24 protein-coding genes are annotated in these 22866 nt (G+C 64.0%); 13 read left to right on the forward strand and 11 right to left on the reverse strand.

The features are described from left to right. Nucleotides 1-13: 13 nt before the first annotated feature. The 3 genes from N5C91_RS02995 to N5C91_RS03005 form a co-directional block, all read right to left on the reverse strand. Nucleotides 14-1327, reverse strand: a complete 1314-nt coding sequence (locus N5C91_RS02995; protein ID WP_236171807.1) for an MFS transporter — start codon at nucleotides 1325-1327, stop codon at nucleotides 14-16. A 285-nt stretch (nucleotides 1328-1612) separates the two neighbouring features. Continuing rightward, a complete protein-coding gene (locus tag N5C91_RS03000) occupies nucleotides 1613-2905 on the reverse strand; it encodes an HlyC/CorC family transporter (protein WP_236201452.1) in 1293 nt (430 codons plus the stop codon). Nucleotides 2906-2947: 42 nt separating this feature from the next. Further along, a complete protein-coding gene (locus N5C91_RS03005; protein WP_236171802.1) occupies nucleotides 2948-3748 on the reverse strand; it encodes an inner membrane protein YpjD in 801 nt (266 codons plus the stop codon). 221 nt (nucleotides 3749-3969) lie between these two features. On the opposite strand from N5C91_RS03005, the gene ffh reads away from it, so the two are divergent. From ffh to N5C91_RS03035, 6 genes are all read left to right on the forward strand, one after another. Then, nucleotides 3970-5343: a signal recognition particle protein gene (gene ffh / locus N5C91_RS03010; protein ID WP_024766881.1), complete on the forward strand. Its 1374-nt coding sequence runs from the start codon at nucleotides 3970-3972 to the stop codon at nucleotides 5341-5343. A 144-nt stretch (nucleotides 5344-5487) separates the two neighbouring features. Continuing rightward, on the forward strand, nucleotides 5488-5736 hold the full coding sequence (rpsP, locus tag N5C91_RS03015; RefSeq protein WP_017522237.1) for a 30S ribosomal protein S16: 249 nt from the start codon (nucleotides 5488-5490) through the stop codon (nucleotides 5734-5736). 5 nt (nucleotides 5737-5741) lie between these two features. After that, on the forward strand, nucleotides 5742-6278 hold the full coding sequence (gene rimM, locus N5C91_RS03020) for a ribosome maturation factor RimM (protein ID WP_169937128.1): 537 nt from the start codon (nucleotides 5742-5744) through the stop codon (nucleotides 6276-6278). 26 nt (nucleotides 6279-6304) lie between these two features. Continuing rightward, on the forward strand, nucleotides 6305-7048 hold the full coding sequence (gene trmD / locus N5C91_RS03025) for a tRNA (guanosine(37)-N1)-methyltransferase TrmD (RefSeq protein WP_024766884.1): 744 nt from the start codon (nucleotides 6305-6307) through the stop codon (nucleotides 7046-7048). A gap of 43 nt (nucleotides 7049-7091) precedes the next feature. Continuing rightward, entirely contained in the window at nucleotides 7092-7442 is a 351-nt protein-coding gene (gene rplS / locus N5C91_RS03030; RefSeq protein WP_017522234.1) for a 50S ribosomal protein L19, read from the forward strand. 159 nt (nucleotides 7443-7601) lie between these two features. After that, nucleotides 7602-8015: an acyl-CoA thioesterase gene (locus N5C91_RS03035; protein WP_026079396.1), complete on the forward strand. Its 414-nt coding sequence runs from the start codon at nucleotides 7602-7604 to the stop codon at nucleotides 8013-8015. 142 nt (nucleotides 8016-8157) lie between these two features. On the opposite strand, the gene N5C91_RS03040 is transcribed toward N5C91_RS03035, so the two are convergent. Then, nucleotides 8158-8835 (reverse strand): hypothetical protein, encoded by a 678-nt coding sequence (locus N5C91_RS03040; protein WP_236171800.1) that lies wholly within the window; start codon nucleotides 8833-8835, stop codon nucleotides 8158-8160. Between the two features lie 98 nt (nucleotides 8836-8933). Further along, nucleotides 8934-10778, reverse strand: a complete 1845-nt coding sequence (locus N5C91_RS03045; RefSeq protein ID WP_236201454.1) for a sodium:proton antiporter — start codon at nucleotides 10776-10778, stop codon at nucleotides 8934-8936. An 89-nt stretch (nucleotides 10779-10867) separates the two neighbouring features. Here N5C91_RS03045 and xerD point away from each other — a divergent pair, with 89 nt between their 5' ends. The 5 genes from xerD to N5C91_RS03070 all read left to right on the forward strand — a co-directional run bounded on the left by xerD (nucleotide 10868) and on the right by N5C91_RS03070 (nucleotide 16276). Further along, nucleotides 10868-11764 carry a site-specific tyrosine recombinase XerD gene (xerD, locus tag N5C91_RS03050; RefSeq protein ID WP_236171796.1) on the forward strand — a complete coding sequence of 299 codons (897 nt, stop codon included), beginning with the start codon at nucleotides 10868-10870 and terminating at the stop codon, nucleotides 11762-11764. A 351-nt stretch (nucleotides 11765-12115) separates the two neighbouring features. Further along, a complete protein-coding gene (locus tag N5C91_RS03055) occupies nucleotides 12116-12844 on the forward strand; it encodes a thioredoxin fold domain-containing protein (protein WP_236171793.1) in 729 nt (242 codons plus the stop codon). A gap of 174 nt (nucleotides 12845-13018) precedes the next feature. After that, nucleotides 13019-14323 (forward strand): homoserine dehydrogenase, encoded by a 1305-nt coding sequence (locus N5C91_RS03060; RefSeq protein WP_236171791.1) that lies wholly within the window; start codon nucleotides 13019-13021, stop codon nucleotides 14321-14323. Between the two features lie 90 nt (nucleotides 14324-14413). After that, a complete protein-coding gene (thrC, locus tag N5C91_RS03065; protein ID WP_279827906.1) occupies nucleotides 14414-15823 on the forward strand; it encodes a threonine synthase in 1410 nt (469 codons plus the stop codon). 171 nt (nucleotides 15824-15994) lie between these two features. Next, nucleotides 15995-16276 (forward strand): DUF3509 domain-containing protein, encoded by a 282-nt coding sequence (locus tag N5C91_RS03070; protein WP_236171787.1) that lies wholly within the window; start codon nucleotides 15995-15997, stop codon nucleotides 16274-16276. Between the two features lie 65 nt (nucleotides 16277-16341). On the opposite strand, the gene N5C91_RS03075 is transcribed toward N5C91_RS03070, so the two are convergent. The 6 genes from N5C91_RS03075 to N5C91_RS03100 form a co-directional block, all read right to left on the reverse strand. Continuing rightward, nucleotides 16342-16644: a hypothetical protein gene (locus N5C91_RS03075; protein WP_279827908.1), complete on the reverse strand. Its 303-nt coding sequence runs from the start codon at nucleotides 16642-16644 to the stop codon at nucleotides 16342-16344. A 279-nt stretch (nucleotides 16645-16923) separates the two neighbouring features. After that, nucleotides 16924-17625: an ATP-binding cassette domain-containing protein gene (locus tag N5C91_RS03080; RefSeq protein ID WP_024766892.1), complete on the reverse strand. Its 702-nt coding sequence runs from the start codon at nucleotides 17623-17625 to the stop codon at nucleotides 16924-16926. 3 nt (nucleotides 17626-17628) lie between these two features. Further along, nucleotides 17629-18396, reverse strand: a complete 768-nt coding sequence (livG, locus tag N5C91_RS03085; RefSeq protein WP_054907399.1) for a high-affinity branched-chain amino acid ABC transporter ATP-binding protein LivG — start codon at nucleotides 18394-18396, stop codon at nucleotides 17629-17631. Further along, nucleotides 18393-19649, reverse strand: a complete 1257-nt coding sequence (locus tag N5C91_RS03090) for a high-affinity branched-chain amino acid ABC transporter permease LivM (RefSeq protein ID WP_236171783.1) — start codon at nucleotides 19647-19649, stop codon at nucleotides 18393-18395. The genes livG and N5C91_RS03090 overlap by 4 nt, the downstream gene beginning before the upstream one ends. Further along, the gene (gene livH, locus N5C91_RS03095) at nucleotides 19646-20569 is read right to left on the reverse strand and encodes a high-affinity branched-chain amino acid ABC transporter permease LivH (protein WP_192430664.1); all 924 of its coding nucleotides are present in this window, start codon (nucleotides 20567-20569) and stop codon (nucleotides 19646-19648) included. The genes N5C91_RS03090 and livH overlap by 4 nt, the downstream gene beginning before the upstream one ends. A 116-nt stretch (nucleotides 20570-20685) precedes the next feature. After that, complete coding sequence (locus tag N5C91_RS03100) at nucleotides 20686-21807, reverse strand: branched-chain amino acid ABC transporter substrate-binding protein (RefSeq protein WP_236171781.1); 1122 nt, start codon at nucleotides 21805-21807, stop codon at nucleotides 20686-20688. A gap of 309 nt (nucleotides 21808-22116) precedes the next feature. On the opposite strand from N5C91_RS03100, the gene N5C91_RS03105 reads away from it, so the two are divergent. Continuing rightward, nucleotides 22117-22434, forward strand: a complete 318-nt coding sequence (locus N5C91_RS03105; protein WP_236171779.1) for a DUF2288 domain-containing protein — start codon at nucleotides 22117-22119, stop codon at nucleotides 22432-22434. A 66-nt stretch (nucleotides 22435-22500) separates the two neighbouring features. Next, complete coding sequence (locus N5C91_RS03110) at nucleotides 22501-22866, forward strand: DUF5064 family protein (protein WP_236171777.1); 366 nt, start codon at nucleotides 22501-22503, stop codon at nucleotides 22864-22866.

Genomic DNA, 22866 nt, shown 5'->3' on the forward strand with positions numbered 1-22866 from the left:
GCAGGCATTTCCCTCAGCGGATGTCGTTCAGATCATCCTCGCGGGTCTCGCGCAGGCACAACACCGCCAGCAGGCTGAGCGCCGCCGCGACCGACACATAGCCGCCGACCCAGCTGAGCCCGCCCATTCCAACCAGCTTCTGCGCGATGTAAGGGGCCACCGAGGCGCCAAGGATGCCGCCCAGGTTGTAGGCCGCTGAAGCACCGGTGTAGCGCACGTGGGTGGGGAAGAGCTCCGGCAGCAGTGCGCCCATGGGGGCGAAGGTCACGCCCATGAGGAACAGCTCCAGCGACAGGAACACCGCCACTTCCACCGAAGAGCCCTGGCTCAGCAGCGGCTCCATGGCGAAGCCCGAGGCGATGGCAGCGAGGCTGCCGACGATCAGTACCGGTTTGCGCCCGAAGCGGTCGCTCAGCCAGGCGGACACCGGCGTGGCGGCGGCCATGAAGAGTACGGCAATGCACAGCAGGCCGAGGAAGTCCTCGCGGCTGTAGCCCAGGGTGCTGACGCCGTAGCTCAGCGAGAACACCGTGGAGATATAGAAGAGGGCGTAGCACACCACCATTGCCAGGGCGCCGAGCAGGGTCGGCCGCCAGTGCTTCGAGAACAGCTCGGCGATCGGCAGACTGGCGCGTTCGTGGCGCTCCATGGCCTTGGCGAACACCGGGGTCTCCACCAGTTTCAGGCGCACGTAGAGGCCGACGATGACCAGCACCGCGCTGAGCACGAACGGGATGCGCCAGCCCCAGGCGCGGAACTGCTCTTCGCTGAGCAGCATGGCCAGGCAGAGGAACAGTCCGTTGGCAGCCAGGAAACCGATCGACGGACCCATCTGCGGGAACATGCCGAACCAGGCGCGGCGGCCCTTTGGCGCGTTCTCCGTGGCCAGCAGCGCGGCGCCGCCCCATTCGCCACCCAGCCCCAGGCCCTGGCCGAAGCGCAGCACGCAGAGCAGGATCGGCGCCCAGGCGCCAATGCTGTCATAGCCCGGCAGCAGGCCGATCAGGGTGGTGGAAATGCCCATCAGCAGCAGCGAGGCCACCAGGGTCGACTTGCGCCCGATGCGGTCGCCGAAGTGGCCGAACAGCGCCGAGCCCAACGGGCGAGCGAGGAAGGCAATGCCAAAGGTGATGAAGGCGCTGAGCGCCTGGGCGGTGCCGGAGGTCTGCGGGAAGAACACCGGGCCGATCACCAGCGCGGCGGCAGTGGCGTAGACGTAGAAGTCGTAGAACTCGATGGCGGTGCCGATGAAGCTGGCTACCGCGACGCGGGTGGTGGAGTTGGTCTGTTCGGCCGGTTGTGCGGCTTCGAGGGTGGCGCTGGTCATACGGGGAATATCCCTGGCAGTCACGGCTGGCGACGACTCTCTGGTCATGTCCAGCGTCATAGGAGGCATCGCCATGGCGCGAGTGCGAGCGCGGCCCGGGATCGGGGCAGGGTGGGCGCGGCTCGCGGCGGGTCGGGGCGAGGCCGGCTGCTTCGCAAGGCAACGACGCGGGGTCGAGGCTCGGCGGGGCGTGCGATTGACTGGCCGGTGCAGCGTCGCGGGTAGCGGCGGGCACAGGCGGGAGGCTGGGTAAGCCGCCTGGATTATAGGGGCGGGCAGGGCGGCTCAGGCAAGCTCGTCGGCGTAAGGCTCTCTAGGCGGAGCGCCAGGCAGCCAGGCGCGCACACTTTTCACGCGGTTTTCGCCGGACTGGAGGATTTCCAGGCGATAGCGGCCGATCTTCAGGCATACCGCGCAGTCGGGGATCTGCTCCAGCGCTTCGGTGACCAGGCCGTTGAGGGTCTTCGGCCCATCGCTGGGGAGCTGCCAGCCCAGCGCGCGGTTGACGTCGCGCAGGTTGGCCGAGCCATCGATGACGTAGGTGCCGTCCGCTTGCGGATGGATGTCCGGGTTGCGCAGGGTGTTCTGGTTGCTGAACTCGCCGACGATCTCTTCGAGGATGTCTTCCAGGGTGATGATGCCGATCACCTCGCCGTACTCGTCGACGACGATGCCGATGCGCCGCTTCTGCTTCTGGAAGTTGATCAGCTGGGTCGACAGCGGCGTGCTCTCGGGCACGAAGTAGGGCTCCAGGCACGCGGCCTTGAGGCTGTCCTTGGTCAACTGGTTGTGGGTCAGCAGGCGGGCGATCTGGCGCATGTGCACCACGCCCTCGACCTGGTTGATATCGTTGCGGAACACCGGCAGGCGGGTGTGGGTGGTGTTGCGCAGCTGGCCGATGATGGTTTCCAGCTCGTCGTCCAGGTCGATGCCCTGGACTTCGTTGCGCGGCACCATCAGGTCGTTCACCGTGATCTTTTCCAGGTCGAGGATGCTCAGCAGCATGTCCTGGCGGTTGTGGGTGAGCTTCTCGCTGGAGTCGGTGACCACGCTGCGCAGCTCGTCGTTGCTCAGCGGCTTGTTGCCGCGCTGGGTCGGGTCGAGGCCGCCCAGGCGCAGAAGGAGGTTGCTGATGCCGGTCATCAGCCAGAGCAGCGGGCTGAACAGCTTCTGCATCCAGATCAGCGGCAGGCTGGCGGGGAAGGCCACGCGCTCGGGGCGCAGGGCCGCGTAGGTCTTTGGGGTGATCTCGCCGAAGATCAGCAGGACCAGGGTCAGGGCGATGGTTGCGATGGCCACGCCGGCCTCGCCCCACAGGCGCAGGGCCAGCAGGGTCGCCAGGGACGAGGCGATGATGTTGACGAAGTTGTTGCCGATCAGGATGGTGCCCAGCAGCCGGTCGGTGCGCAGCAGCAGCCAGCTGGTGCGCCGCGCGCCACGGTTGCCTTGCTTGGACAAATGCCGCAGGCGGTAGCGGTCGAGGCTGAGCATGCCGGTCTCGACGCTGGAGAAGAATGCCGAGCAGAGGATCAGGAAGACCAGCAGGCCGATCAGGTAGCCGGGGTGGATCTCTTCCATGCGCGCATATCCTTCAGCGGCGCTCGGGCGCCGCCGTTAGCCTCAGATGTGCAGGATGAATTCCTTGACCAGCTTGCTGCCGAAGTAGGCCAGCATCAGCAGGCAGAAACCCGCCAGGGTCCAGCGGATCGCCTTGTGGCCGCGCCAGCCGAGCTGGTGGCGACCCCACAGCAGCACGCCGAAGACGATCCAGGCGAAGCAGGACAGGATGGTCTTGTGCGCCAGGTGCTGGGCGAACAGGTTGTCAACGAACAGCCAGCCGGAGATCAGCGACAGCGAGAGCAGTGACCAGCCGCCCCAGAGGAAGCCGAACAGCAGGCTTTCCATGGTCTGCAGGGGCGGGAAGTTGCGAATCAGGCCCGATGGGTGCTTGTGCTTGAGCTGATGGTCCTGCACCAGCAGGAGCAGCGCCTGGACCACGGCGATGGTCAGCAGGCCGTAGGCCAGGATCGACAGCAGGATGTGGGCGAGGATACCGGGCTGCTCGTTGATCGGCTCGATGGTGCCGTGGGGCATCAGCGCGGCCAGCAGGGTGGTCAGCGCGCCAAGCGGATAAAGGAAGATCAGCAGGTTGTGCACCGGAATGCGCAGGCAGGCCAGCAGGGTCAGGGCGGTGACCGCGGCGGAGATCAGGCTGGCGGCATTGAAGAAGTCCAGCGTCAGGCCCGCGGGCGTCAGCAGCTCCTGGCTCAGGCTGTACGCCTGGCAGAGCAGGGCGACGAGGCCCAGCAGGAGGAGCAGCGGTTTCTGCGGCGGGGTGCGACGGGCCAGGCTTGCGCCCTGGTAGACGGTGGTGCCGATATAAAGGACGGCGGCGATCAGGCTGGGCAGCAGAGGTTGCATAAGTCCTTGAAACAGTCCTTCGACGGGGGACCCGAAAGGTGCTGAGTTTGGCACAGATCGCCCGCGCCTAGAAAGCCGCTGAGAACAGTTCGCTTCTGGCCTGCGAAGCGCTCCGTCACATCGGGATCATCGGCGGTGTTGGCGCTGGCCGCACTTCGCTATAATCGCCGGCTTGCTGACAAGCCAAACCTTGGCCCGACCGGGCCCGATTAGGATCGCGCATGTTCGAAAACCTTACAGATCGCCTCTCGCAAACGCTGCGCCACGTTACCGGCAAGGCCAAGCTGACCGAGGACAACATCAAGGACACGCTCCGCGAAGTGCGGATGGCCCTGCTGGAGGCCGACGTGGCCCTGCCAGTGGTCAAGGACTTCGTCGCCAAGATCAAGGATCGCGCGGTCGGCACCGAGGTTTCCAAGAGCCTGACCCCGGGCCAGGCCTTCGTGAAGATCGTCCAGGCCGAGCTGGTCGAGCTGATGGGCGCGGCCAACGAAGACCTCGACCTCAATGCCGCTCCGCCGGCGGTCATCCTGATGGCCGGCCTGCAGGGCGCGGGCAAGACCACCACTGCCGGCAAGCTGGCGCGCTTCCTCAAGGAGCGCAAGAAGAAGTCCGTGCTGGTGGTGTCCGCCGACGTCTATCGCCCGGCGGCGATCAAGCAGCTGGAAACCCTGGCCAGCGATATCGGCGTGACCTTCTTCCCCTCCGATACCAGCCAGAAGCCGGTGGCCATCGCTGAAGCGGCGATCCGCGAGGCCAAGCTGAAGTTCATCGACGTGGTCATCGTCGACACCGCTGGTCGTCTGCACATCGACGCCGACATGATGGACGAGATCAAGCAGGTGCACGCGGCGATCAAGCCGGTGGAAACCCTGTTCGTGGTCGACGCCATGACCGGCCAGGACGCCGCCAACACCGCCAAGGCCTTCAACGATGCGCTGCCGCTGACCGGCGTGGTGCTGACCAAGGTCGACGGCGACGCCCGCGGCGGCGCTGCGCTGTCCGTGCGCGCCATCACCGGCAAGCCGATCAAGTTCCTCGGCATGGGCGAGAAGAGCGAAGCGCTCGATCCGTTCCACCCTGACCGCGTGGCCTCGCGCATCCTCGGCATGGGCGACGTGCTCAGCCTGATCGAGCAGGCCGAGCAGAACATGGATCGCGAGAAGGCCGAGAAGCTCGCGAAGAAGATCAAGAAGGGCAAGGGCTTCGATCTCGAAGATTTCCGCGACCAGTTGCAGCAGATGAAGAACATGGGCGGCCTGGGCAGCCTGATGGACAAGCTGCCGATGCTCGGCGGCGTCAACCTGTCGCAGATGGGCAACGCGCAGAATGCGGCGGAGAAGCAGTTCAAGCAGATGGAGGCGATCATCAACTCCATGACCCCTGCCGAGCGCCGTGATCCGGAAGTGATCAGCGGTTCGCGCAAGCGCCGCATCGCCATGGGTTCTGGTACGCAGGTGCAGGACGTTGGTCGTCTCATCAAGCAGCACAAGCAGATGCAGAAGATGATGAAGAAGGTCACCGCCAAGGGCGGCATGGCCAAGATGATGCGCGGCATGGGGAGCATGTTCCCCGGCGGCATGCCCAAGATGTAAGCCCGGGCGGCTCGCCGCCCGGCGGGCCGGACGCGCTGCGGCTTGCGGCGCGGGGCTTTAGCTCATAGAATATGCGGCCTTTCGGGCTCTGTGCCCGAGGGCTGCATTTCTTTTTTGCAAGCAAACCATAGGAACAACGTACGCATGGTAACCATTCGTCTGGCTCGTGGCGGCTCCAAGAAGCGCCCGTTCTATCACCTGACCGTGACCAACAGCCGCAACGCTCGTGACGGCCGTTTCGTCGAGCGCGTCGGCTTCTTCAACCCTGTCGCCACTGGCGCCGAAGTCAAGTTCTCGGTCAACCAGGAGCGTCTGAACTACTGGCTGAGCCAAGGCGCTCAACCGTCTGAGCGTGTTGCTCAGCTGATCAAGGACGCCGCCAAGGCTGCCTGAGATCGATGAACACGAATCCTGCTCCCGCCGAGGAGATGGTTGTTCTCGGCAAGATCGTATCGGTGCACGGTATTCGTGGTGAGGTGAAGGTGTATTCCTTTACCGATCCGTTGGACAACCTGCTGGACTATCGCCGCTGGACGCTCAAGCGTGGCAACGAAGTTCGACAGGCTGAGCTGGTTCAAGGTCGCGTGCAGGGCAATGTCCTGGTCGCGAAGCTGAAGGGACTGGATGATCGCGAGATCGCCCGCACCTTCGCTGAATTCGAAATCCTGGTCCCGCGCAGCGAGCTGCCGGTGCTGGACGATGGCGAGTTCTACTGGAGTCAGTTGGAAGGTCTCAAGGTGATCGACCAGAACGGGCAACTGTTCGGAATTCTCGACCACATGCTGGAGACCGGCGCCAACGATGTGATGGTAGTCAAGCCCTGCGCAGGCAGCCTGGACGACCGTGAACGCCTGCTCCCGTATACGGATCAGTGCGTGCAGGCGGTGGACCTGGAAGCCGGCGAGATGCGGGTGGACTGGGACGCGGACTTCTAACCCATGTGGATGAGAGCCCTCAGCCGATGTGGATAGGAGTAATCAGCATCTTTCCGGAGATGTTTCGCGCCATCAGCGACTATGGCATCACGAGTCGCGCGGTAAAGCAGGAGCTGATCCAGCTGCAGTGCTTCAACCCGCGAAGCAACACCGAGGACCGTCACCAGACGGTGGATGACAGGCCTTTCGGCGGTGGTCCCGGCATGGTGATGAAAATCAAGCCGCTCGAAGGCGCACTGGGCGATGCCCGGCAAGCCGCAGGCGGACCGGTGAAGGTGATCTACCTTTCGCCGCAAGGTCGCAAGCTCACGCAGGCGGCCGTGAAAGAACTGGCGAACGAGGAACGTCTGATCCTGATCGCCGGGCGTTACGAAGGCATCGACGAGCGCTTCATTGAAGAGCATGTCGATGAGGAATGGTCAGTTGGCGATTATGTCCTGTCCGGGGGTGAGCTTCCGGCCATGGTGCTGATTGACGCGGTCACGCGGTTGTTGCCCGGTGCACTGGGCCACGTGGACTCCGCCGAGGAGGACTCCTTCACGGATGGCCTGCTCGACTGTCCGCACTACACCCGACCCGAGGTGTACGCAGACAAACGTGTTCCTGAGGTGCTGCTCAGCGGCAACCACGAACACATCCGGCGCTGGCGTTTGCAGCAGTCCTTAGGCAGGACCTGGGAACGACGTGCCGATCTTCTGGATTGCCGCTCGCTTTCTGGAGAAGAGAAAAAGCTGCTGGAGGAATACATCCGCCAGCGGAACGATAGTTAACGTATCGATGGCGAGCGCCGAGCGCTTGTCTTAGGAGCACGAAATGACCAACAAGATCATTCAGCAGATCGAAGCTGAACAGATGAGCAAAGAGATTCCGGCGTTCGCCCCCGGCGACACCGTAATCGTCCAGGTTAAAGTGAAGGAAGGCGACCGTCAGCGTCTGCAGGCCTTCGAAGGCGTCGTGATCGGCAAGCGTAACCGCGGCCTGAACAGCGCTTTCACCGTTCGCAAGATCTCCAACGGCGTAGGCGTTGAGCGTACCTTCCAGACCTACAGCCCGCTGGTAGACAGCATCTCCGTCAAGCGTCGCGGCGACGTGCGCAAGGCCAAGCTGTACTACCTCCGCGAACTGTCCGGCAAGGCAGCGCGCATCAAGGAAAAACTGGCCTAATTCGCCGGTTGTTCCCGAAAAAAGCAGCCTACGGGCTGCTTTTTTCTTGCCCGTCGTTTTTCGCCCGTCAATTCGGCGTCCCTTCTGCCCCGGCAGCGCATTAGAAGCACAATACCCGCAGCACCGGCAGCCACCCTCATTGCATCAGGTAGCAGTGGCATGAGCCCCAGAGAGCAGGAAATCCTCCGTCGTACGGAGCTTTCCGAAACCCGCGTGACCAAGGCGATCTTCCCGCCCACCACCAATCACCACAACACCCTGTTCGGCGGCACCGCCCTGGCCTGGATGGATGAAGTCTCGTTCATCGCCGCGACGCGTTTCTGCCGGCTGCCGCTGGTGACCGTGTCCACCGACCGCATCGACTTCAAGCATCCGATCCCCGCTGGCTCCATCGTCGAGCTGATCGGCCGGGTGGTGAAGGTGGGCAATACCAGCCTCAAGGTCGAGGTGGAGGTGTTCGTCGAGAGCATGTCCGCCGACGGCCGCGAGAAGGCCATCCACGGGCTGTTCAGCTTCGTCGCCATCGACGACGAGAAGCGCCCGGTGCCGGTCCTGCCCGGCTTCGAGGCCTGAAACGCTAGAAGGCGCCTTTGGGCGCCTTCTTGCTTCATGCCTATCCGCCTTCTGTAGGAGCGAGCTTGCTCGCGAAGCTTTTCGCCGGCCAATTCGGCGCCGGGCTGTTCGCGAGCAGGCTCGCTCCTACAAAGACAACGCGTCAGTGGCGCAGGCTGATCTTCAGCGAGGCCTGGGACAGGTCGATGTTCTGCAGGCTCAGGCTGCCCATGCTCTGGGTCTTCGGCGCGCCGGCGACGCGGATGTTGTCGAAGCGCACCTCGCCGATGGAGCTGGGCAGGCGCACGTTGATCGATCCGTCAGCATTCAGGCTGGAGGAGGCGTGCAGCGTGTCGTACTGGACGTCGTGCAAAGAGGTTTCGGCGTCGAGGCTGTCGACCACTGGCATCACCAGTCGGGAAAGCTGCTTGATAGCACCGACGCCATCGCCGCTCTCGGCGCTGACCAGCAGGCTCTGCAGGGTGTCATCGAAACCCTGGGCGCTGACGTCGCTCATCTCGCGGTCGCTCAACGGCTTGAGGCCCTTGGGCGCTTCGTGGCGGGTGATGCTCGTCGGCGCCTGGCGCTGCACGTCGGCGCTGGCCAGCTGGAACGGGCTGAGCAGGGCGGCGACCAGCGTTGCCGCCAGGCGCAGGTTGTTCTGCTTCTTCAGCGCGCGACCGAGCTGGCGCTCACTGATCCAGCCCTGCTGGATCAGTGTTTCGCCCAGGCGCAGTCCATTGGTGAGCTGGAGCTGGATGGCCTTATCCAACTGGTGGGAGGTGATCAGGCCCTTGCTGACAAGGATCTGGCCGAGACGGGAGTTCTGTTGACTGGACATGGCGTGGGCTTCGTGGGGCGCAATGATGGCGTGGTGCAATCATTGTCTGTCAGACACATTCTGTCACCAGTCTTAAGATAGGCAGACATGGCCGGTCGTCAGGTTGTTACGGCCTGCGCCGTTTCGTTCGTACTCGACGTGTTTCCAGGCGCCTCCTCGATGAGCGAAATCACTGTCCAGCCGGTGTCGGGCGCCAGCGGGCGCTCGGGGGTGGCGATATGCAGGCGGCCGTTCGGGTCCTTGGCGAACAGCAGCAGCGCGCGGCCTTCGTGCAGGGCCTGGTAGTCCTCCCAGCCGAAGTTCTCGCTGAGCAGCGTCGAACGGATCTCCGCACCGCGCGCGATCAATCCGGCCATCTGTGGGTAAGTCACCGCCGACTGGCCCAGTGGGCGGCCCCGGTGGCGGTCGCTGACCCGATGCTTCTCGCTGCGGCGGCTGTCCTGGCTGCTGGGCAGGATGAAGCGCTGGCGGGGGTTGAACTCGTGGCGGAAGCTCATGCACATCAGCGCATTCAGTTCGGCGTTCGGCGACAGGGCCAGCAGGTGGCCCAGGCCGATCAGGTCCAGGTGCGCCTCGGCGTGCTGCGAAGCCGGGTTGCCGAAGTAGGTGGGCAGGTTGTCCATCCGTGCCGCGCGAGTGTTCTCCCAGCTCGAATCGGTGAGCAATACCTCCACGCCGGCGTTCTGCAGGCCGGCGCCGATGGCGCGCGCCACCGGGTTGGCGCCGATGATCAGGAAGCCGGTGGGCACCGGCTCGGCGACTTTCAGCAGGCGCGCCAGCGGTCTCGCGGTGGCGCTCTGCAGGATCACCGTGCCGATGATCACCAGGAAGGTCAGCGGCACCAGCACGCCGGCCTGGGCGTGGCCGGCTTCCTGCAGGCGGATGGCGAAGATCGCCGAGACTGCCGCGGCGACGATTCCCCGGGGAGCAATCCAGCTCAGCAGTGCCCGTTCGCGCCAGTTGAGCGTGGAGCCGGCGGTGGCAATCATGACGTTCAGCGGTCGTGCGACGAACTGGATCAGCACCAGCACCAGCAGGGCTATCGGCCCCAGGCCGAGCAGGGCCGGCAGGTCCAGGCGCGCGGCGAGCAGTACGAACAGGCCGGAGATCAACAGGACGCTGAGGTTCTCCTTGAAGTGCAGGATGTGCCGCACGTCGACGCCCTGCATGTTGGCCATGCGCAGGCCCATCACGGTGACGGCGAGCAGCCCTGATTCGGACATCACGGTGTTCGACAGGACGAACACGCCGAGGACGACCGAGAGTGACGCCAGGTTGTGCAGGTAGTCCGGCAGCCAGTGGCGCCGCAGCGCGACGCCCAGCGCCTGTCCGCCGAACAGGCCGAAGAGGATGCCGCAGCCGATCACGCTGATGAAGGTCAGCAGGCTGTCCGTCCACCCGGAGCCTGCGTCGCTGGCGGCGATGAAGGTGTAGACCACCACGGCGAGAATGGCGCCGATGGGGTCGATGACGATGCCTTCCCAGCGCAGGATGTTGGCGATGGTGGCATTGGGGCGCACCACGCGCAGCATGGGCACTATCACCGTGGGGCCGGTGACCAGGGTGAGGGTGCCGAAGAGCAGCGCCATCTCCCAGGTGAAGTCCAGCAGGTAGTGGGTGGCCAGGGCAATCACGCCCCAGGTGACCAGGGCGCCGATGGTCACCATGCGGCGTACCACGGTGCCGATTTCCTTCCACTCGTCCAGGTGCAGCGTCAGGCTGCCCTCGAACAGCACCAGGGCTACCGCGAGGGATACCACGGGGAACAACAGCGGGCCGAACAGCGCTTCCGGCGACAGCACATGCAGGACCGGGCCCACCAGGATGCCGCTCAGCAGCAGGAAGAGAATCGCCGGCAGGCGCAGGCGCCAGGCCAGCCACTGGCTGAGGAGGGCAGCGATGCCGATACCGGCGAAGGCGTAATAGGTGCTGTGTTCGTCCATGGACCGTCCGGGGAAGTGGCAGGAGTGGTGAGGGGGATGCTGTCTATGAAAGACTACCGCCGCTGCTTTTTCCTTTTTCATGGCGCGAAATGACCCCGATTCCCCATCCCCTGATCGATCGTTTTCTGGATGCCCTGTGGCTGGAGAAAGGCCTCTCCGACAATACCCGCAGCGCCTATGGCAGCGACCTGGCCCTGTTCAATGGCTGGCTCGACAAGCGTGGGGTGCAGCTGGAGGCGGCGGGTCGCGACGTGATCCTCGATCATCTGGCCTGGCGCCTGGGCGAGGGCTACAAGGCGCGCTCCACGGCACGCTTTCTGTCGGGCGTGCGTGGCTTCTACCGCTATTGCCTGCGCGAGGGCCTGATCGGCGAAGACCCGACGCTGCTGGTGGACCTGCCGCAACTGGGCAAGCCGCTGCCCAAGTCGCTGTCCGAAGCGGATGTGGAAGCGCTGCTGGCGGCGCCGGAGACCGATGATCCGCTTGGGCTGCGCGATCGCACCATGCTGGAGGTGCTGTATGCCTGCGGCCTGCGGGTCAGTGAACTGGTCGGCCTGACCCTGGAGCAGGTGAATCTGCGCCAGGGCGTGGTGCGTGTGCTCGGCAAGGGCAGCAAGGAGCGTCTGGTGCCGCTTGGCGAGGAGGCGATCCGCTGGATCGAGCGCTACGTGCGCGAGGCGCGCGGTGATCTGCTGGCTGGCCGGCCGAGCGACGTACTGTTCCCCAGCCTGCGTGGCGAGCAGATGACCCGGCAGACCTTCTGGCACCGCATCAAGCTGCACGCGAAGGTCGCCGGCATCGGCAAAAGCCTGTCGCCGCACACCTTGCGCCACGCCTTTGCCACCCATCTGCTCAATCACGGCGCCGACCTGCGCGTGGTACAGATGCTGCTGGGGCATAGCGATCTGTCGACCACGCAGATCTACACGCATATTGCCCGTGCACGTCTGCAGGACCTGCATGCGCAGCATCATCCACGCGGGTGAGTGGGGGCTCTGGCAACGCATGCGTTGCCCCACGAACGACCGGCCATGGATGGCCGGGCCGGTGCTGAACTTGAGCAGATGGTCTCGACAGGGATGTCTACACCTTGTTCGATCTTTGCGAGCAGGACCTTAATCACCGCGCCCGCCGACGATTCTGCCTGGGGCCGCGGTGCCTGGCGGGTTCGCGAGCCGGGCCTGGACGACGAGGCATCAAGCGCTTCGCGAGCAAGCTCGCTCCTACAGAAAAGCAACGGAAGCAGGAAAATTCCTGGAAGCTTCCGGCTACAGCCTTTGGCTCGGTCTTGCCGGCCCGGTGTGATAGTCTTCGCCGACTGACATCAGGAGTTTTCCATGCGTTTGTCTCGACTTCTGGCTGGTATGGCTATCGGCCTCGCCAGCACTCTCGCCCTGGCCGCCGAACCGGACCAGGCGATCCGCACCACCCTGCAGTCCCTGCAGCCTGACCTGCCCATCGAGAACATCTCCAAGGGGCCCCTGGACGGTATCTACCAGGTGCAGCTCAAGGGCGGCCGTATCCTTTACGCCAGCGCCGACGGCCAGTTCGTCGTGCAGGGCAACATCTACCAGGTGAAGGACGGCAAGCCGACCAACCTGACCGAGAAAGCCGAAAGCGCCGGCGTGGCCAAGACCATCAATGCCATCGCCGCCAAGGACATGGTGGTGTTCCCGGCCAAGGGCGAGACCAAGGCGCACATCACCGTCTTCACCGACACTACCTGCCCGTACTGCCAGAAACTGCACGCCGAAGTGCCTGAGCTGCAGAAGCGTGGCATCGAAGTGCGCTACCTGGCCTTCCCGCGCCAGGGCCCGAACTCGCCGGGCGACGCGCAGCTGCAGGCTGTCTGGTGCTCCAAGGACCGCCAGGCGGCGATGAGCGACATGTTCCACGAGAAGGAAGTGAAGGCCGCCAAGTGCGAAAACCCGGTGGACGCGCAGTTCGCCCTGGGCCAGATGGTCGGTGTGCAGGGCACCCCGGCGATCATCCTCGCCGACGGGACCATGCTGCCGGGCTACCAGCCGGCCGGCCAGATCGCCAAGCTGGCGCTGGAAGCCAAGTAAGCCGCGGCTTGCGCTCTGATTGACTAATGCGGAACCGCTTCGTAATGTTCGGTTCCTTTTGACTAGGGAACAGGCAGCCCGCCTGTTCTGACATGGTGCCTGCCCCCATGCCCGCCTCGTTGCGGGCATCGGCGTCTCAGGCGCCCCGATGCTGTAATCATGGGGAGTTTCAGCGTGAAACCGGTGAAAGTGGGAATCTGTGGGTTGGGGACCGTCGGTGGCGGTACCTTCAATGTACTCAAACGCAACGCCGAGGAGATTGCCCGCCGTGCCGGGCGTGGTATCGAGGTTGCGCAGATTGCCGCCCGTCGCCCCAATCCGAAGTGTGAAACCGGCAGTACCCCCATTACTGCCGACATCTTCGACGTGGCGAACAACCCGGAAATCGACGTGGTCATCGAGCTGATCGGTGGCTACACCCTGGCCCACGAGCTGGTGCTCAAGGCTATCGAGAACGGCAAGCACGTGGTCACCGCGAACAAGGCGCTGATCGCCGTGCACGGCAACGAAATCTTCGCCAAGGCTCGCGAGAAGGGCGTCATCGTCGCCTTCGAAGCCGCCGTGGCCGGCGGTATCCCGGTGATCAAGGCGATCCGCGAGGGCCTGGCCGCCAACCGCATCAACTGGCTGGCCGGCATCATCAACGGCACCGGCAACTTCATTCTCACCGAAATGCGTGAGAAGGGCCGCGCCTTCGCCGATGTGCTGAAGGAAGCCCAGGCGCTGGGCTATGCCGAAGCCGACCCGACCTTCGACGTGGAAGGCATCGACGCCGCGCACAAGCTGACCATCCTGGCGTCCATCGCCTTCGGTATCCCGCTGCAGTTCGACAAGGCCTACACCGAGGGCATCACTCAGCTGACCACCGCTGATGTGAACTACGCCGAGGCGCTGGGCTACCGCATCAAGCACCTGGGCGTCGCCCGCCGTACCGACAAGGGTATCGAGCTGCGCGTGCACCCGACCCTGATCCCGGCCGACCGCCTGATCGCCAATGTGAATGGCGTGATGAACGCGGTCATGGTCAACGGCGACGCCGCTGGCTCCACGCTGTTCTACGGCGCCGGTGCCGGCATGGAGCCCACCGCTTCCTCGGTGGTCGCCGATCTGGTGGACGTGGTTCGCGCCATGACCGCCGACCCGGAGAACCGCGTGCCGCACTTGGCCTTCCAGCCGGACTCGCTCTCCGACCACCCGATCCTGCCGATTGACGCCTGCGAAAGCGCCTACTACCTGCGCATCCAGGCCAAGGACCATCCGGGCGTACTGGCCCAGGTGGCGACCATCCTCTCCGAGCGCGGCATCAACATCGAATCGATCATGCAGATGGAAGTCGAAGAGCATGACGGTCTGGTGCCGATGATCCTGGTTACCCACCGCGTGCTCGAGTCCCGCATCATCGAAGCCATCACCGCGCTGGAAGCGCTGGATGACGTCGTCGGCAATGTCGTACGCATCCGCGTCGAGCAACTGAATTAATCGGGCTGCGGGTGACAGGCGGCAGGCGGCAGGCGGAAAAGCCTGAAGCCTGAAACCTGAAGCCTGGAGCCAAAACCGAAGGTTTTGAACATGCGTTACATCAGTACCCGCGGCCAGGCGCCCGCGCTGAACTTCGAAGACGTGCTGCTGGCTGGCCTGGCCAGCGACGGCGGCCTCTACGTACCGGAAAACCTGCCACGCTTCACCGTCGAGGAGATCGCCTCCTGGGCCGGCCTGCCGTACCACGAGTTGGCCTTCCGCGTGATGCGCCCGTTCGTTGCCGGCAGTATTTCCGATGCCGACTTCAAGAAGATTCTCGAAGAGACCTACGGTGTCTTCGCCCACAACGCCGTGGCGCCGCTGCGCCAGCTCAACGGCAACGAGTGGGTGCTGGAGCTGTTCCACGGCCCGACCCTGGCCTTCAAGGACTTCGCCCTGCAACTGCTCGGCCGCCTGCTCGACCACGTGCTGACCAAGCGCGGCGAGCGCGTGGTGATCATGGGCGCCACCTCTGGCGACACCGGCTCGGCCGCCATCGAAGGCTGCAAGGCCTGCGAGAACGTCGACATCTTCATCATGCACCCGCACAACCGTGTGTCCGAGGTGCAGCGCCGGCAGATGACCACCATCCTCGGCGAGAACATCCACAACATCGCCATCGACGGCAACTTCGACGACTGCCAGGAAATGGTCAAGGCCAGCTTCGCCGACCAGGGCTTCCTCAAAGGCACTCGCCTGGTGGCGGTGAACTCGATCAACTGGGCGCGGATCATGGCCCAGATCGTCTACTACTTCCACGCTGCCCTGCAGCTCGGTGCGCCGGCCCGTTCCGTGGCCTTCTCGGTGCCCACCGGCAACTTCGGCGACATCTTCGCCGGCTACCTGGCGCGCAACATGGGCCTGCCGATCAGCCAGCTGATTGTCGCGACCAACCGCAACGACATCCTGCATCGCTTCATGTCCGGCAACCGCTACGACAAGGACACCCTGCACGCGTCGCTGTCGCCGTCCATGGACATCATGGTGTCGTCCAACTTCGAGCGCCTGCTGTTCGACCTGCACGGTCGCAACGGCAAGGCCGTCGCCGAGCTGATGGACAACTTCAAGGCCACCGGCAAGCTGGCCGTCGAGGATGACCGCTGGACCGAAGCGCGCCGCCTGTTCGATTCGCTGGCGGTAAGCGACGAGGAAACCTGCGAGACGATCGCCCAGGTCTACGCCGAGTCCGGCGAACTGCTGGACCCGCATACCGCCATCGGCGTACGTGCAGCCCGCGAATGCCGTCGCAGCCTGGCGGTGCCCATGGTTACCCTGGGCACTGCGCATCCGGTCAAGTTCCCGGAAGCCGTGGAGAAGGCCGGTATCGAGGCTGTTCCGGCACTGCCGGCGCACCTGGCCGATCTGTTCCAGCGTGAAGAGCGTTGCACCGTGCTGGCGAACGAACTGGCCAAGGTCCAGGCCTTCGTCAGCGCCCACGGCAACCGCGGCAAGCCGCTTTAAGCCGGGGTTCGCTGTCAGGAAAAGCCCGCCCCATGGCGGGCTTTTTCATGCCTGTGATACAGGTTGGTGAAACATGTGGTCATGACCAACGGTACTGAAACCCACGAACTTTATCGCCGAACGTGCTGTCTTCTTCCTGTGTTTTTTCATTTCGCAACAAGGAGATACGACATGGACCGGCTAAGCGCCCTGCTGACCGAGACCTTCGCTCCCTACGCTCCCTCCCTGGGCCCGGCACGCCCCGACGGCGGCCGTATCCTGACCCTTACCAACGACGATGGAGATGTAGTACTGCGGCGTGTCATCGAAGGCCAGCATCTGGCCGACCATGAGCAGAGTGCGGAGGCGGTGCAGACCATCCGCCGCGACCTGCTGATCTCCGAAGGTCGCATGGAGGACGATGTGGTTTCCCAGTTGCGCCAACGCGCGCAGGTGCTGAGCTACGGCACTTGAGCGCGCTGTGATGAAAACGCCGCCCACTGGGCGGCGTTTTCGTTTCTGCCCCTCAAAGCTTGCCCTCAGAGCTTGCCCAGGTACTTCAGACGCGAGCGGATGCCGCCGGTCGAGCGGCCGTGTTCCTGGGCAATCGCGGCGATGGTTTCGCCCGCTTCGAAGCGTTGCAGCAGCCGTTGTTCTTCTTCTGCCTGCCAGGGTTTGCCGGCCTGCTGTGGATGGAGGCGGGGCTTGGCCGCTGACGCTTCCAGCGCGCGGATGGCGTGGAACAGCGCGCGGATCACCGCTGGCGCCTGGCAGGCATCGTCTGCCGCCAAGGGCGCATCGTGGCGCGGGTCGATGCCGTTGGCCAGCATGCGCAGCAGCACGAGGGAGTCGGCGAGGTGGTCGGCGTTCGTGGCGGCGCTCCTGATTCTTGTCCGTCGATGCTTGGCGAGCGCATGTGCGCTGTCTGTCGGCAGAGTCGGGAGAGAATGGAGAAACGGCGGAGGAGGGCGGGGAAGCTGTAGGAGCGAGCTTGCTCGCGAACAGATTTTTCGCCAGCTCAATCGTTGTGCTGGTTCGCGAGCAAGCTCGCTCCTACAGGGATCATTCCGGCAGCCATGAAAAACGGCCCCGAAGGGCCGTTTTCGTTGCAGCGCAGAGGATCAGCCGCCGAGGTACGCGTCGCGCACCTTGGGGTTCACCAGCAGGTTGGCGCCGGTGTCCTGCATGACGATGCGACCGTTCTCCAGCACATAGCCGCGGTCGGCGAGCTTGAGCGCCTGGTTGGCGTTCTGCTCGACGAGGAAGACGGTGACGCCTTCCTGACGCAGCTGTTCGACGATGTCGAAGATCTGCTGGATGATGATCGGCGCCAGGCCCAGCGACGGCTCGTCGAGCAGCAGCAGCTTGGGCTTGCTCATCAGCGCACGGCCGATGGCGAGCATCTGCTGTTCGCCGCCGGACATGGTGCCGCCGCGCTGGTTGAAACGCTCCTTCAGGCGCGGGAACAGCGCCAGGACCTTGTCCATCTGCTCCTGGTAATCGCCCTTGCTGGTGAAGAATCCGCCCATGGCGAGGTTCTCCTCCACGGTCAGGCGGGCGAACACGCGACGGCCTTCCGGCACGACGGCGATGCTCTTGCGCATGATCACCGAGGATTCCTTGCCGACCAGCTCTTCACCCATGTAGGTGATGCTGCCCGAGGAGGCGCGCGGCGAGCCGCACAGGGTCATCAGCAGGGTCGACTTGCCGGCGCCGTTGGCACCGATCAGGGTGACGATCTCGCCCTGCTGGACTTCCATGCTGACGTCGTGCAGCGCCTGGATCTTGCCGTAGAAGGTGGAAACCTTGTCGAACTTCAGCATGACTCAGGACTCCCCCAGATAGGCTTTGATCACATCCGGGTTGCCGCGGATTTCCTCCGGGGTGCCGTCCGCCAGGGGAGTGCCCTGGTTGATCACGTAGATATGGTCGGAAATGCTCATCACCAGCTTCATGTCGTGCTCGATGAGCAGGACGGTGACGCCGTGCTCGGAGCGCAACATGGCGATCAGCGCCTTGAGGTCCTCGGTTTCCCGCGGGTTCAGGCCGGCCGCCGGCTCGTCCAGCATCAGCAGCTGCGGACGGGTCATCATGCAGCGGGCGATTTCCAGGCGGCGCTGCTGGCCGTAGGCGAGGGTGCCCGCCGGGCGGTTGGCGATGTCCTTGAGGTTGACGATTTCCAGCCAGTGCGAGGCGTAGTCCAGGGCCTCGGCTTCCGCGCGACGGAAGGCCGGGGTCTTGAGCAGGCCGGCGAGGAAGTTGGTGTTGATGTGCCGGTGTTGCGCCACCAGCAGGTTCTCCACCGCGGTCATCTCCTTGAACAGGCGCACGTTCTGGAAGGTCCGCACCACGCCCTTGTGGGCGATCTTGTGGCCCGGCAGGCCCTGGATGGGCTCGCCGCGCAGCAGGATCTCGCCGCCAGTGGGGGCGTAGAAGCCGGTCAGGCAGTTGAACACGGTGGTCTTGCCGGCGCCGTTGGGGCCGATCATCGAGATCACCTGTTTTTCCTGGACCTTCAGGGCCACGTTGTTGACGGCCAGCAGCCCGCCGAAGCGCATGGTGAGGCCGGATACTTCAAGAATCGGTCGGCTCATTTGCGCAACTCCAGGTGCGGGCGCTGCATGGGCAGAAGGCCCTGCGGACGCCAGATCATCATCAGCACCATGAGGGCGCCGAACATCAGCATGCGGTACTCGCTGAACTCACGCATCAGTTCGGGCAGCAGGATCATCACCACGGCGGCCAGGATGACGCCGAGCTGGGAACCCATGCCACCCAGCACCACGATGGCGAGGATGATGGCCGATTCGATGAAGGTGAACGACTCCGGGGTGACCAGGCCCTGGCGCGCGGCGAAGAAGCTGCCGGCGAACCCGGCGAAGCAGGCGCCGAGGGTAAAGGCGGAGAGCTTGATCAGCGTCGGGTTCAGGCCCAGTGCGCGGCAGGCGATCTCGTCTTCGCGCAGGGCTTCCCAGGCGCGGCCCAGGGGCATGCGCAGCAGGCGGTTGATGACGAACAGCACCAGCAGTACCAGCAGCAGTGCGACCAGGTAGAGGAACACGACCTTGTAGTTCGAGTTGTAGGCGATGCCGAAGAACTCGTGGAAGGTCTGCATCCCCTCGGGGGCGCGGCGCTCGAAGGTCAGGCCGAACAGGGTCGGCTTGTCGATGTTGCTGATGCCATTGGGGCCGCCGGTCAGCTCGGTCATGTTGCGCAGCAGGATGCGGATGATCTCGCCGAAGCCCAGGGTCACGATCGCCAGGTAGTCCCCGCGCAATCTCAACACCGGGAAGCCGAGGATGAAGCCGAAGAACGCGGCCATCAGGCCGGCGATCGGCAGGCACACCCAGAAGCCCAGGCCGTAGTAGTGCGACAGCAGCGCGTAGCTGTAGGCGCCCACGGCATAGAAGCCGACGTAGCCGAGGTCGAGCAGGCCGGCCAGGCCCACCACGATGTTCAGGCCCAGGCCCAGCAGCACGTAGATCAGGATCAGGGTGGCGATGTCCACCGCGCCGCGCGAGCCGAAGAACGGCCAGGCGAGGGCGACGAGTATCAGCACCATGATGATCTTGCGTTGCACGGAGGCGTGGGTCAGGCGTTCGGCCAGGCGGGTATGCGGATGCGACAGGGCTTGCTTCACGCTGCCGCCGAAGGCGAAGCGATCGCGCACCAGTTGCCAGACGAACATCAGCACGGCGCAGGCAGCGATGGTCCACAACCGGGTGGGGCTGACGTTCTCCAGTTGCAGGCCGATGCCGATCACGCTGAGCTTCAGGCCCAGCACCGGATAGGCCACGGCCATCACCAGCAGGGCGCTGAAGAAGGCGGTCTTGAGTTTCTGGCTCATACTTTTTCCACCTCCGGGCGACCGAGCAGGCCTGTGGGGCGGAAGAGCAGGACGAGCACCAGCAGGGTGAACGCCACCACGTCCTTGTACTGGTCACCGAACACGTCGGCGCCAAAGGCTTCGGCCACGCCCAGCACCAGGCCGCCGAGCATGGCGCCCGGGATGCTGCCGATGCCGCCCAGCACCGCGGCGGTGAACGCCTTGATGCCGGCGAGGAAGCCGATGTGCGGGTTGATCACGCCATACTGCAGGCCCAGCAACACCGCGGCGACGGCGGCCAGGGTGGCACCGATGACGAAGGTCAGGGCGATGATGTTGTTGGTGTTGATGCCCAGCAGGTTGGCCATCTTCAGATCCTCCGCGCAGGCGCGGCAGGCGCGGCCCAGGCGGGAGCGGGAAATGAACATGGACAGGCCGTACATGGTCAGCAGGGTGACGATGAAGATCAGCACCTGCATGTACGAAATGGTCACGCCGGTCATCTCGTCCGCGCCGATGATGAAGTTGCCCGGCAGCAGGTTGGGGATTGCCTTGTCCTTGGAATCCTGGGCGAGCAAGACCTCGTTCTGCAGGAAGATCGACATGCCGATCGCGGAGATCAGCGGAATCAGCCGGTTGCTTCCACGCAGGGGCCGATAGGCGATCCGTTCGATGCTGTAGCCGTAGGCGCTGGTGACGATGATCGCCGCGGCGAAGGTGCAGATGATAACGACAGGGAGACTCACGATCCCCATCATGGCCAGCCCCGTGATCACGATGAAGGCTACGTACGAGCCAATCATGTACACCTCGCCGTGGGCGAAGTTGATCATGCCGATGATGCCGTAGACCATGGTGTAGCCGATGGCGATCAGGGCATAGGTGCTGCCGACGGTGAGGCCGTTGATCAGCTGTTGCAGGTAGTGATAGAGCTCAGGCATTACCTAACTCCTCGGGCGTCGCGTGAAGCGGCGCTTGTGGCGCGACGGACCCCCGGAATACTCGGATAAACAAAGCCCACTGCGTGGGCAGTGGGCTTTGTGTGGAGGCGGGTGGCTTACTTGGCTTCGGTCTTGGTGCCGTCCTTGTGCCACTGATAGACCACGAAGTTGAAGTTCTTCAGGTCGCCCTTCTCGTCGAAGGCCAGGTCACCGGTCGGAGTCGCGAAGGTGTTGGAGCGCAGAGCGGCGGCTACCTTGTCGGTGTCCTCGCTGCCGGCTTTCTTGATGCCTTCGGCGATGACCTGCACCGCGGCGTAGGCCGGGAACACGAACGGACCGCTCGGGTCTTCGTTCTTGGCCTTGAAGGCGTCAACCAGAGCCTGGTTCTTCGGATCCTGGTCGAAGGACTTCGGCAGGGTCACGTACAGGCCTTCGGAAGCCGGGCCGGCGATGGCGGAGATCTCTTTGTTACCCACGCCTTCCGGGCCCATGAAGCCGACTTTCAGGCCTTTCTCGGAAGCCTGGCGCAGGATCAGGCCCAGCTCCGGGTGGTAGCCGCCGTAGTAGACGAAGTCGACCTTGGCCTGCTTGAGCTTGGCAATCATCGCGGAGAAGTCCTTGTCGCCGGCGTTGATGCCTTCGAACAGGGCGACCTTGATGCCAGCGTCTTCCAGGGTCTTCTTCACGGCAGTGGCGATGCCTTCGCCGTACTGCTGCTTGTCGTGGATCACGGCCACGGTCTTGGGCTTGATGTGCTCGGCGATGAACTTGCCGGCGGTCGGGCCCTGCAGGCTGTCCAGACCGATGGTACGGAAGATCAGCTTGTAGCCGCGGGAAGTGATGTCCGGGCTGGTGGAGGCGGCGGTGATCATCAGCACGCCTTCGTCTTCGTAGATGTCCGAAGCCGGTTGAGTGGAGCTGGAGCACAGGTGGCCAACGACGAACTTGACGCCATCGTTGACGATCTTGTTGGCAACGGCCACGGCTTGTTTCGGATCGCAAGCGTCGTCGTAGACCACGCCTTCGAGTTGCTTGCCATCAACGCCGCCAGCCTTGTTGATCTGCTCAATGGCCATCTTCGCGCCAATGAACTGCATCTCCCCATACTGGGCGACTGCGCCGGTCACCGGGCCGGCCAGAGCGATCTTGATGGTGTCCGCGGCCATGGAGAAGCTGGCAACGCCGGCCAGGGCCATGGCGGTGAACAGCTGGGAAAGACGCTGAGTACCCTTTTTCATAGTGCTCCACTCTTCTTGTGTTTTCGTTTTTGTAGTCCTGGTGGCCGAGGGGCTACCGGACCGGGATTGCCCCGGACAGGCCCACCGGCAACTGTACCGGTACAGTGTAGAGTGCCGCCTGTCCCGTTGAAAAGCGGGGGGCGGCTGGCCATCTGTGGGCATGTCGCAAGATTGAAACAAACGTACAGAAAAACGGCGCCTTCAGACTTCTCCCCGCAGGTTTTCCGTCACCATGGAAAACGCCGTCCGAACCTTGCCTGGCGCGGTCCCGGCGCTATCATGGCGCCGTTCGTTTACCAGGTGAGATCCATGACAGAAGAAGCTAGCACCCTCTATGCCAAGTTGCTTGGCGAAACCGCGAAGATTTCCTGGCAGGAGCTCGCGCCCTTTTTCGCCCGCGGCAACCTGCTCAAGGTCGCGGGTTCTGCCGATCTGGTGGAGGTCGCGATGGGCGTGGCCGAGGACGACAAGGCGAAGGTTGCCGCCTGGCTGGCCAGTGGTGACCTGAGCAAGGTCGACGAGAAGCTGGCGCAGGATTTTCTCGACCGTGATCCGGAACTCTGGGCGGTGGTGATCGCGCCCTGGGTGCTGGTACAAGAAAGAGTTCGAAAAGAATCCGTGCACTGACGCAGGGCGATTTCCAATTCGCAAAGGCCGGCTAGACTGTCGGGATTCCATAGAAGGAGATTCGCCATGTTCGAACCGGGCCATCTGCATCTCCAGTCCCTGCCGGGGCTGGGGCAGCAGGAGATCGACGCTCACATCAACTATGAAGTGCGCAAGGATGCGGAGAAGGGCACCCTCGTCCACTTCATCATGAAAGGTGAGATCGACGGCAATGCCTTCACCGAAGAATGGGATATGCCCAAGGAACAGGCCTTCAATTTCGCCAGCGATGCCACCCGCATCGCGCAGAAGCATGGCCTGCATCCGCGATTCGGCTCGATGGTGCGCAACCACAAGGAATACGACGCGATGTTCGAAGACATCCGTCAGAAGCTCGGCACCCAGCCTGGCGATCCGATCGACCTGGACAAGGTGATCCACGGCGACTCGTGA

This window comes from Pseudomonas sp. GD03903, from assembly GCF_029840045.1.
Taxonomy (GTDB): domain Bacteria; phylum Pseudomonadota; class Gammaproteobacteria; order Pseudomonadales; family Pseudomonadaceae; genus Pseudomonas; species Pseudomonas pseudonitroreducens.

Excerpts from the sequence above, each read along its gene's own strand:
- N5C91_RS03110 (WP_236171777.1), top strand. The coding sequence starts at position 22,501 with ATGTTCGAACCGGGCCATCTGCATCTCCAGTCCCTGCCGGGGCTGGGG.
- livG (WP_054907399.1), bottom strand. The coding sequence starts at position 18,396 with ATGAGCCGACCGATTCTTGAAGTATCCGGCCTCACCATGCGCTTCGGC.
- rpsP (WP_017522237.1), top strand. The coding sequence starts at position 5,488 with ATGGTAACCATTCGTCTGGCTCGTGGCGGCTCCAAGAAGCGCCCGTTC.
- livH (WP_192430664.1), bottom strand. The coding sequence starts at position 20,569 with ATGCCTGAGCTCTATCACTACCTGCAACAGCTGATCAACGGCCTCACC.
- trmD (WP_024766884.1), top strand. The coding sequence starts at position 6,305 with ATGTGGATAGGAGTAATCAGCATCTTTCCGGAGATGTTTCGCGCCATC.
- N5C91_RS03000 (WP_236201452.1), bottom strand. The coding sequence starts at position 2,905 with ATGGAAGAGATCCACCCCGGCTACCTGATCGGCCTGCTGGTCTTCCTG.
- N5C91_RS03005 (WP_236171802.1), bottom strand. The coding sequence starts at position 3,748 with ATGCAACCTCTGCTGCCCAGCCTGATCGCCGCCGTCCTTTATATCGGC.
- rplS (WP_017522234.1), top strand. The coding sequence starts at position 7,092 with ATGACCAACAAGATCATTCAGCAGATCGAAGCTGAACAGATGAGCAAA.
- N5C91_RS03070 (WP_236171787.1), top strand. The coding sequence starts at position 15,995 with ATGGACCGGCTAAGCGCCCTGCTGACCGAGACCTTCGCTCCCTACGCT.
- N5C91_RS03100 (WP_236171781.1), bottom strand. The coding sequence starts at position 21,807 with ATGAAAAAGGGTACTCAGCGTCTTTCCCAGCTGTTCACCGCCATGGCC.
- thrC (WP_279827906.1), top strand. The coding sequence starts at position 14,414 with ATGCGTTACATCAGTACCCGCGGCCAGGCGCCCGCGCTGAACTTCGAA.
- N5C91_RS03105 (WP_236171779.1), top strand. The coding sequence starts at position 22,117 with ATGACAGAAGAAGCTAGCACCCTCTATGCCAAGTTGCTTGGCGAAACC.
- N5C91_RS03080 (WP_024766892.1), bottom strand. The coding sequence starts at position 17,625 with ATGCTGAAGTTCGACAAGGTTTCCACCTTCTACGGCAAGATCCAGGCG.
- N5C91_RS03035 (WP_026079396.1), top strand. The coding sequence starts at position 7,602 with ATGAGCCCCAGAGAGCAGGAAATCCTCCGTCGTACGGAGCTTTCCGAA.
- N5C91_RS03040 (WP_236171800.1), bottom strand. The coding sequence starts at position 8,835 with ATGTCCAGTCAACAGAACTCCCGTCTCGGCCAGATCCTTGTCAGCAAG.
- N5C91_RS02995 (WP_236171807.1), bottom strand. The coding sequence starts at position 1,327 with ATGACCAGCGCCACCCTCGAAGCCGCACAACCGGCCGAACAGACCAAC.
- rimM (WP_169937128.1), top strand. The coding sequence starts at position 5,742 with ATGAACACGAATCCTGCTCCCGCCGAGGAGATGGTTGTTCTCGGCAAG.
- N5C91_RS03090 (WP_236171783.1), bottom strand. The coding sequence starts at position 19,649 with ATGAGCCAGAAACTCAAGACCGCCTTCTTCAGCGCCCTGCTGGTGATG.
- xerD (WP_236171796.1), top strand. The coding sequence starts at position 10,868 with ATGACCCCGATTCCCCATCCCCTGATCGATCGTTTTCTGGATGCCCTG.
- N5C91_RS03055 (WP_236171793.1), top strand. The coding sequence starts at position 12,116 with ATGCGTTTGTCTCGACTTCTGGCTGGTATGGCTATCGGCCTCGCCAGC.
- N5C91_RS03045 (WP_236201454.1), bottom strand. The coding sequence starts at position 10,778 with ATGGACGAACACAGCACCTATTACGCCTTCGCCGGTATCGGCATCGCT.
- ffh (WP_024766881.1), top strand. The coding sequence starts at position 3,970 with ATGTTCGAAAACCTTACAGATCGCCTCTCGCAAACGCTGCGCCACGTT.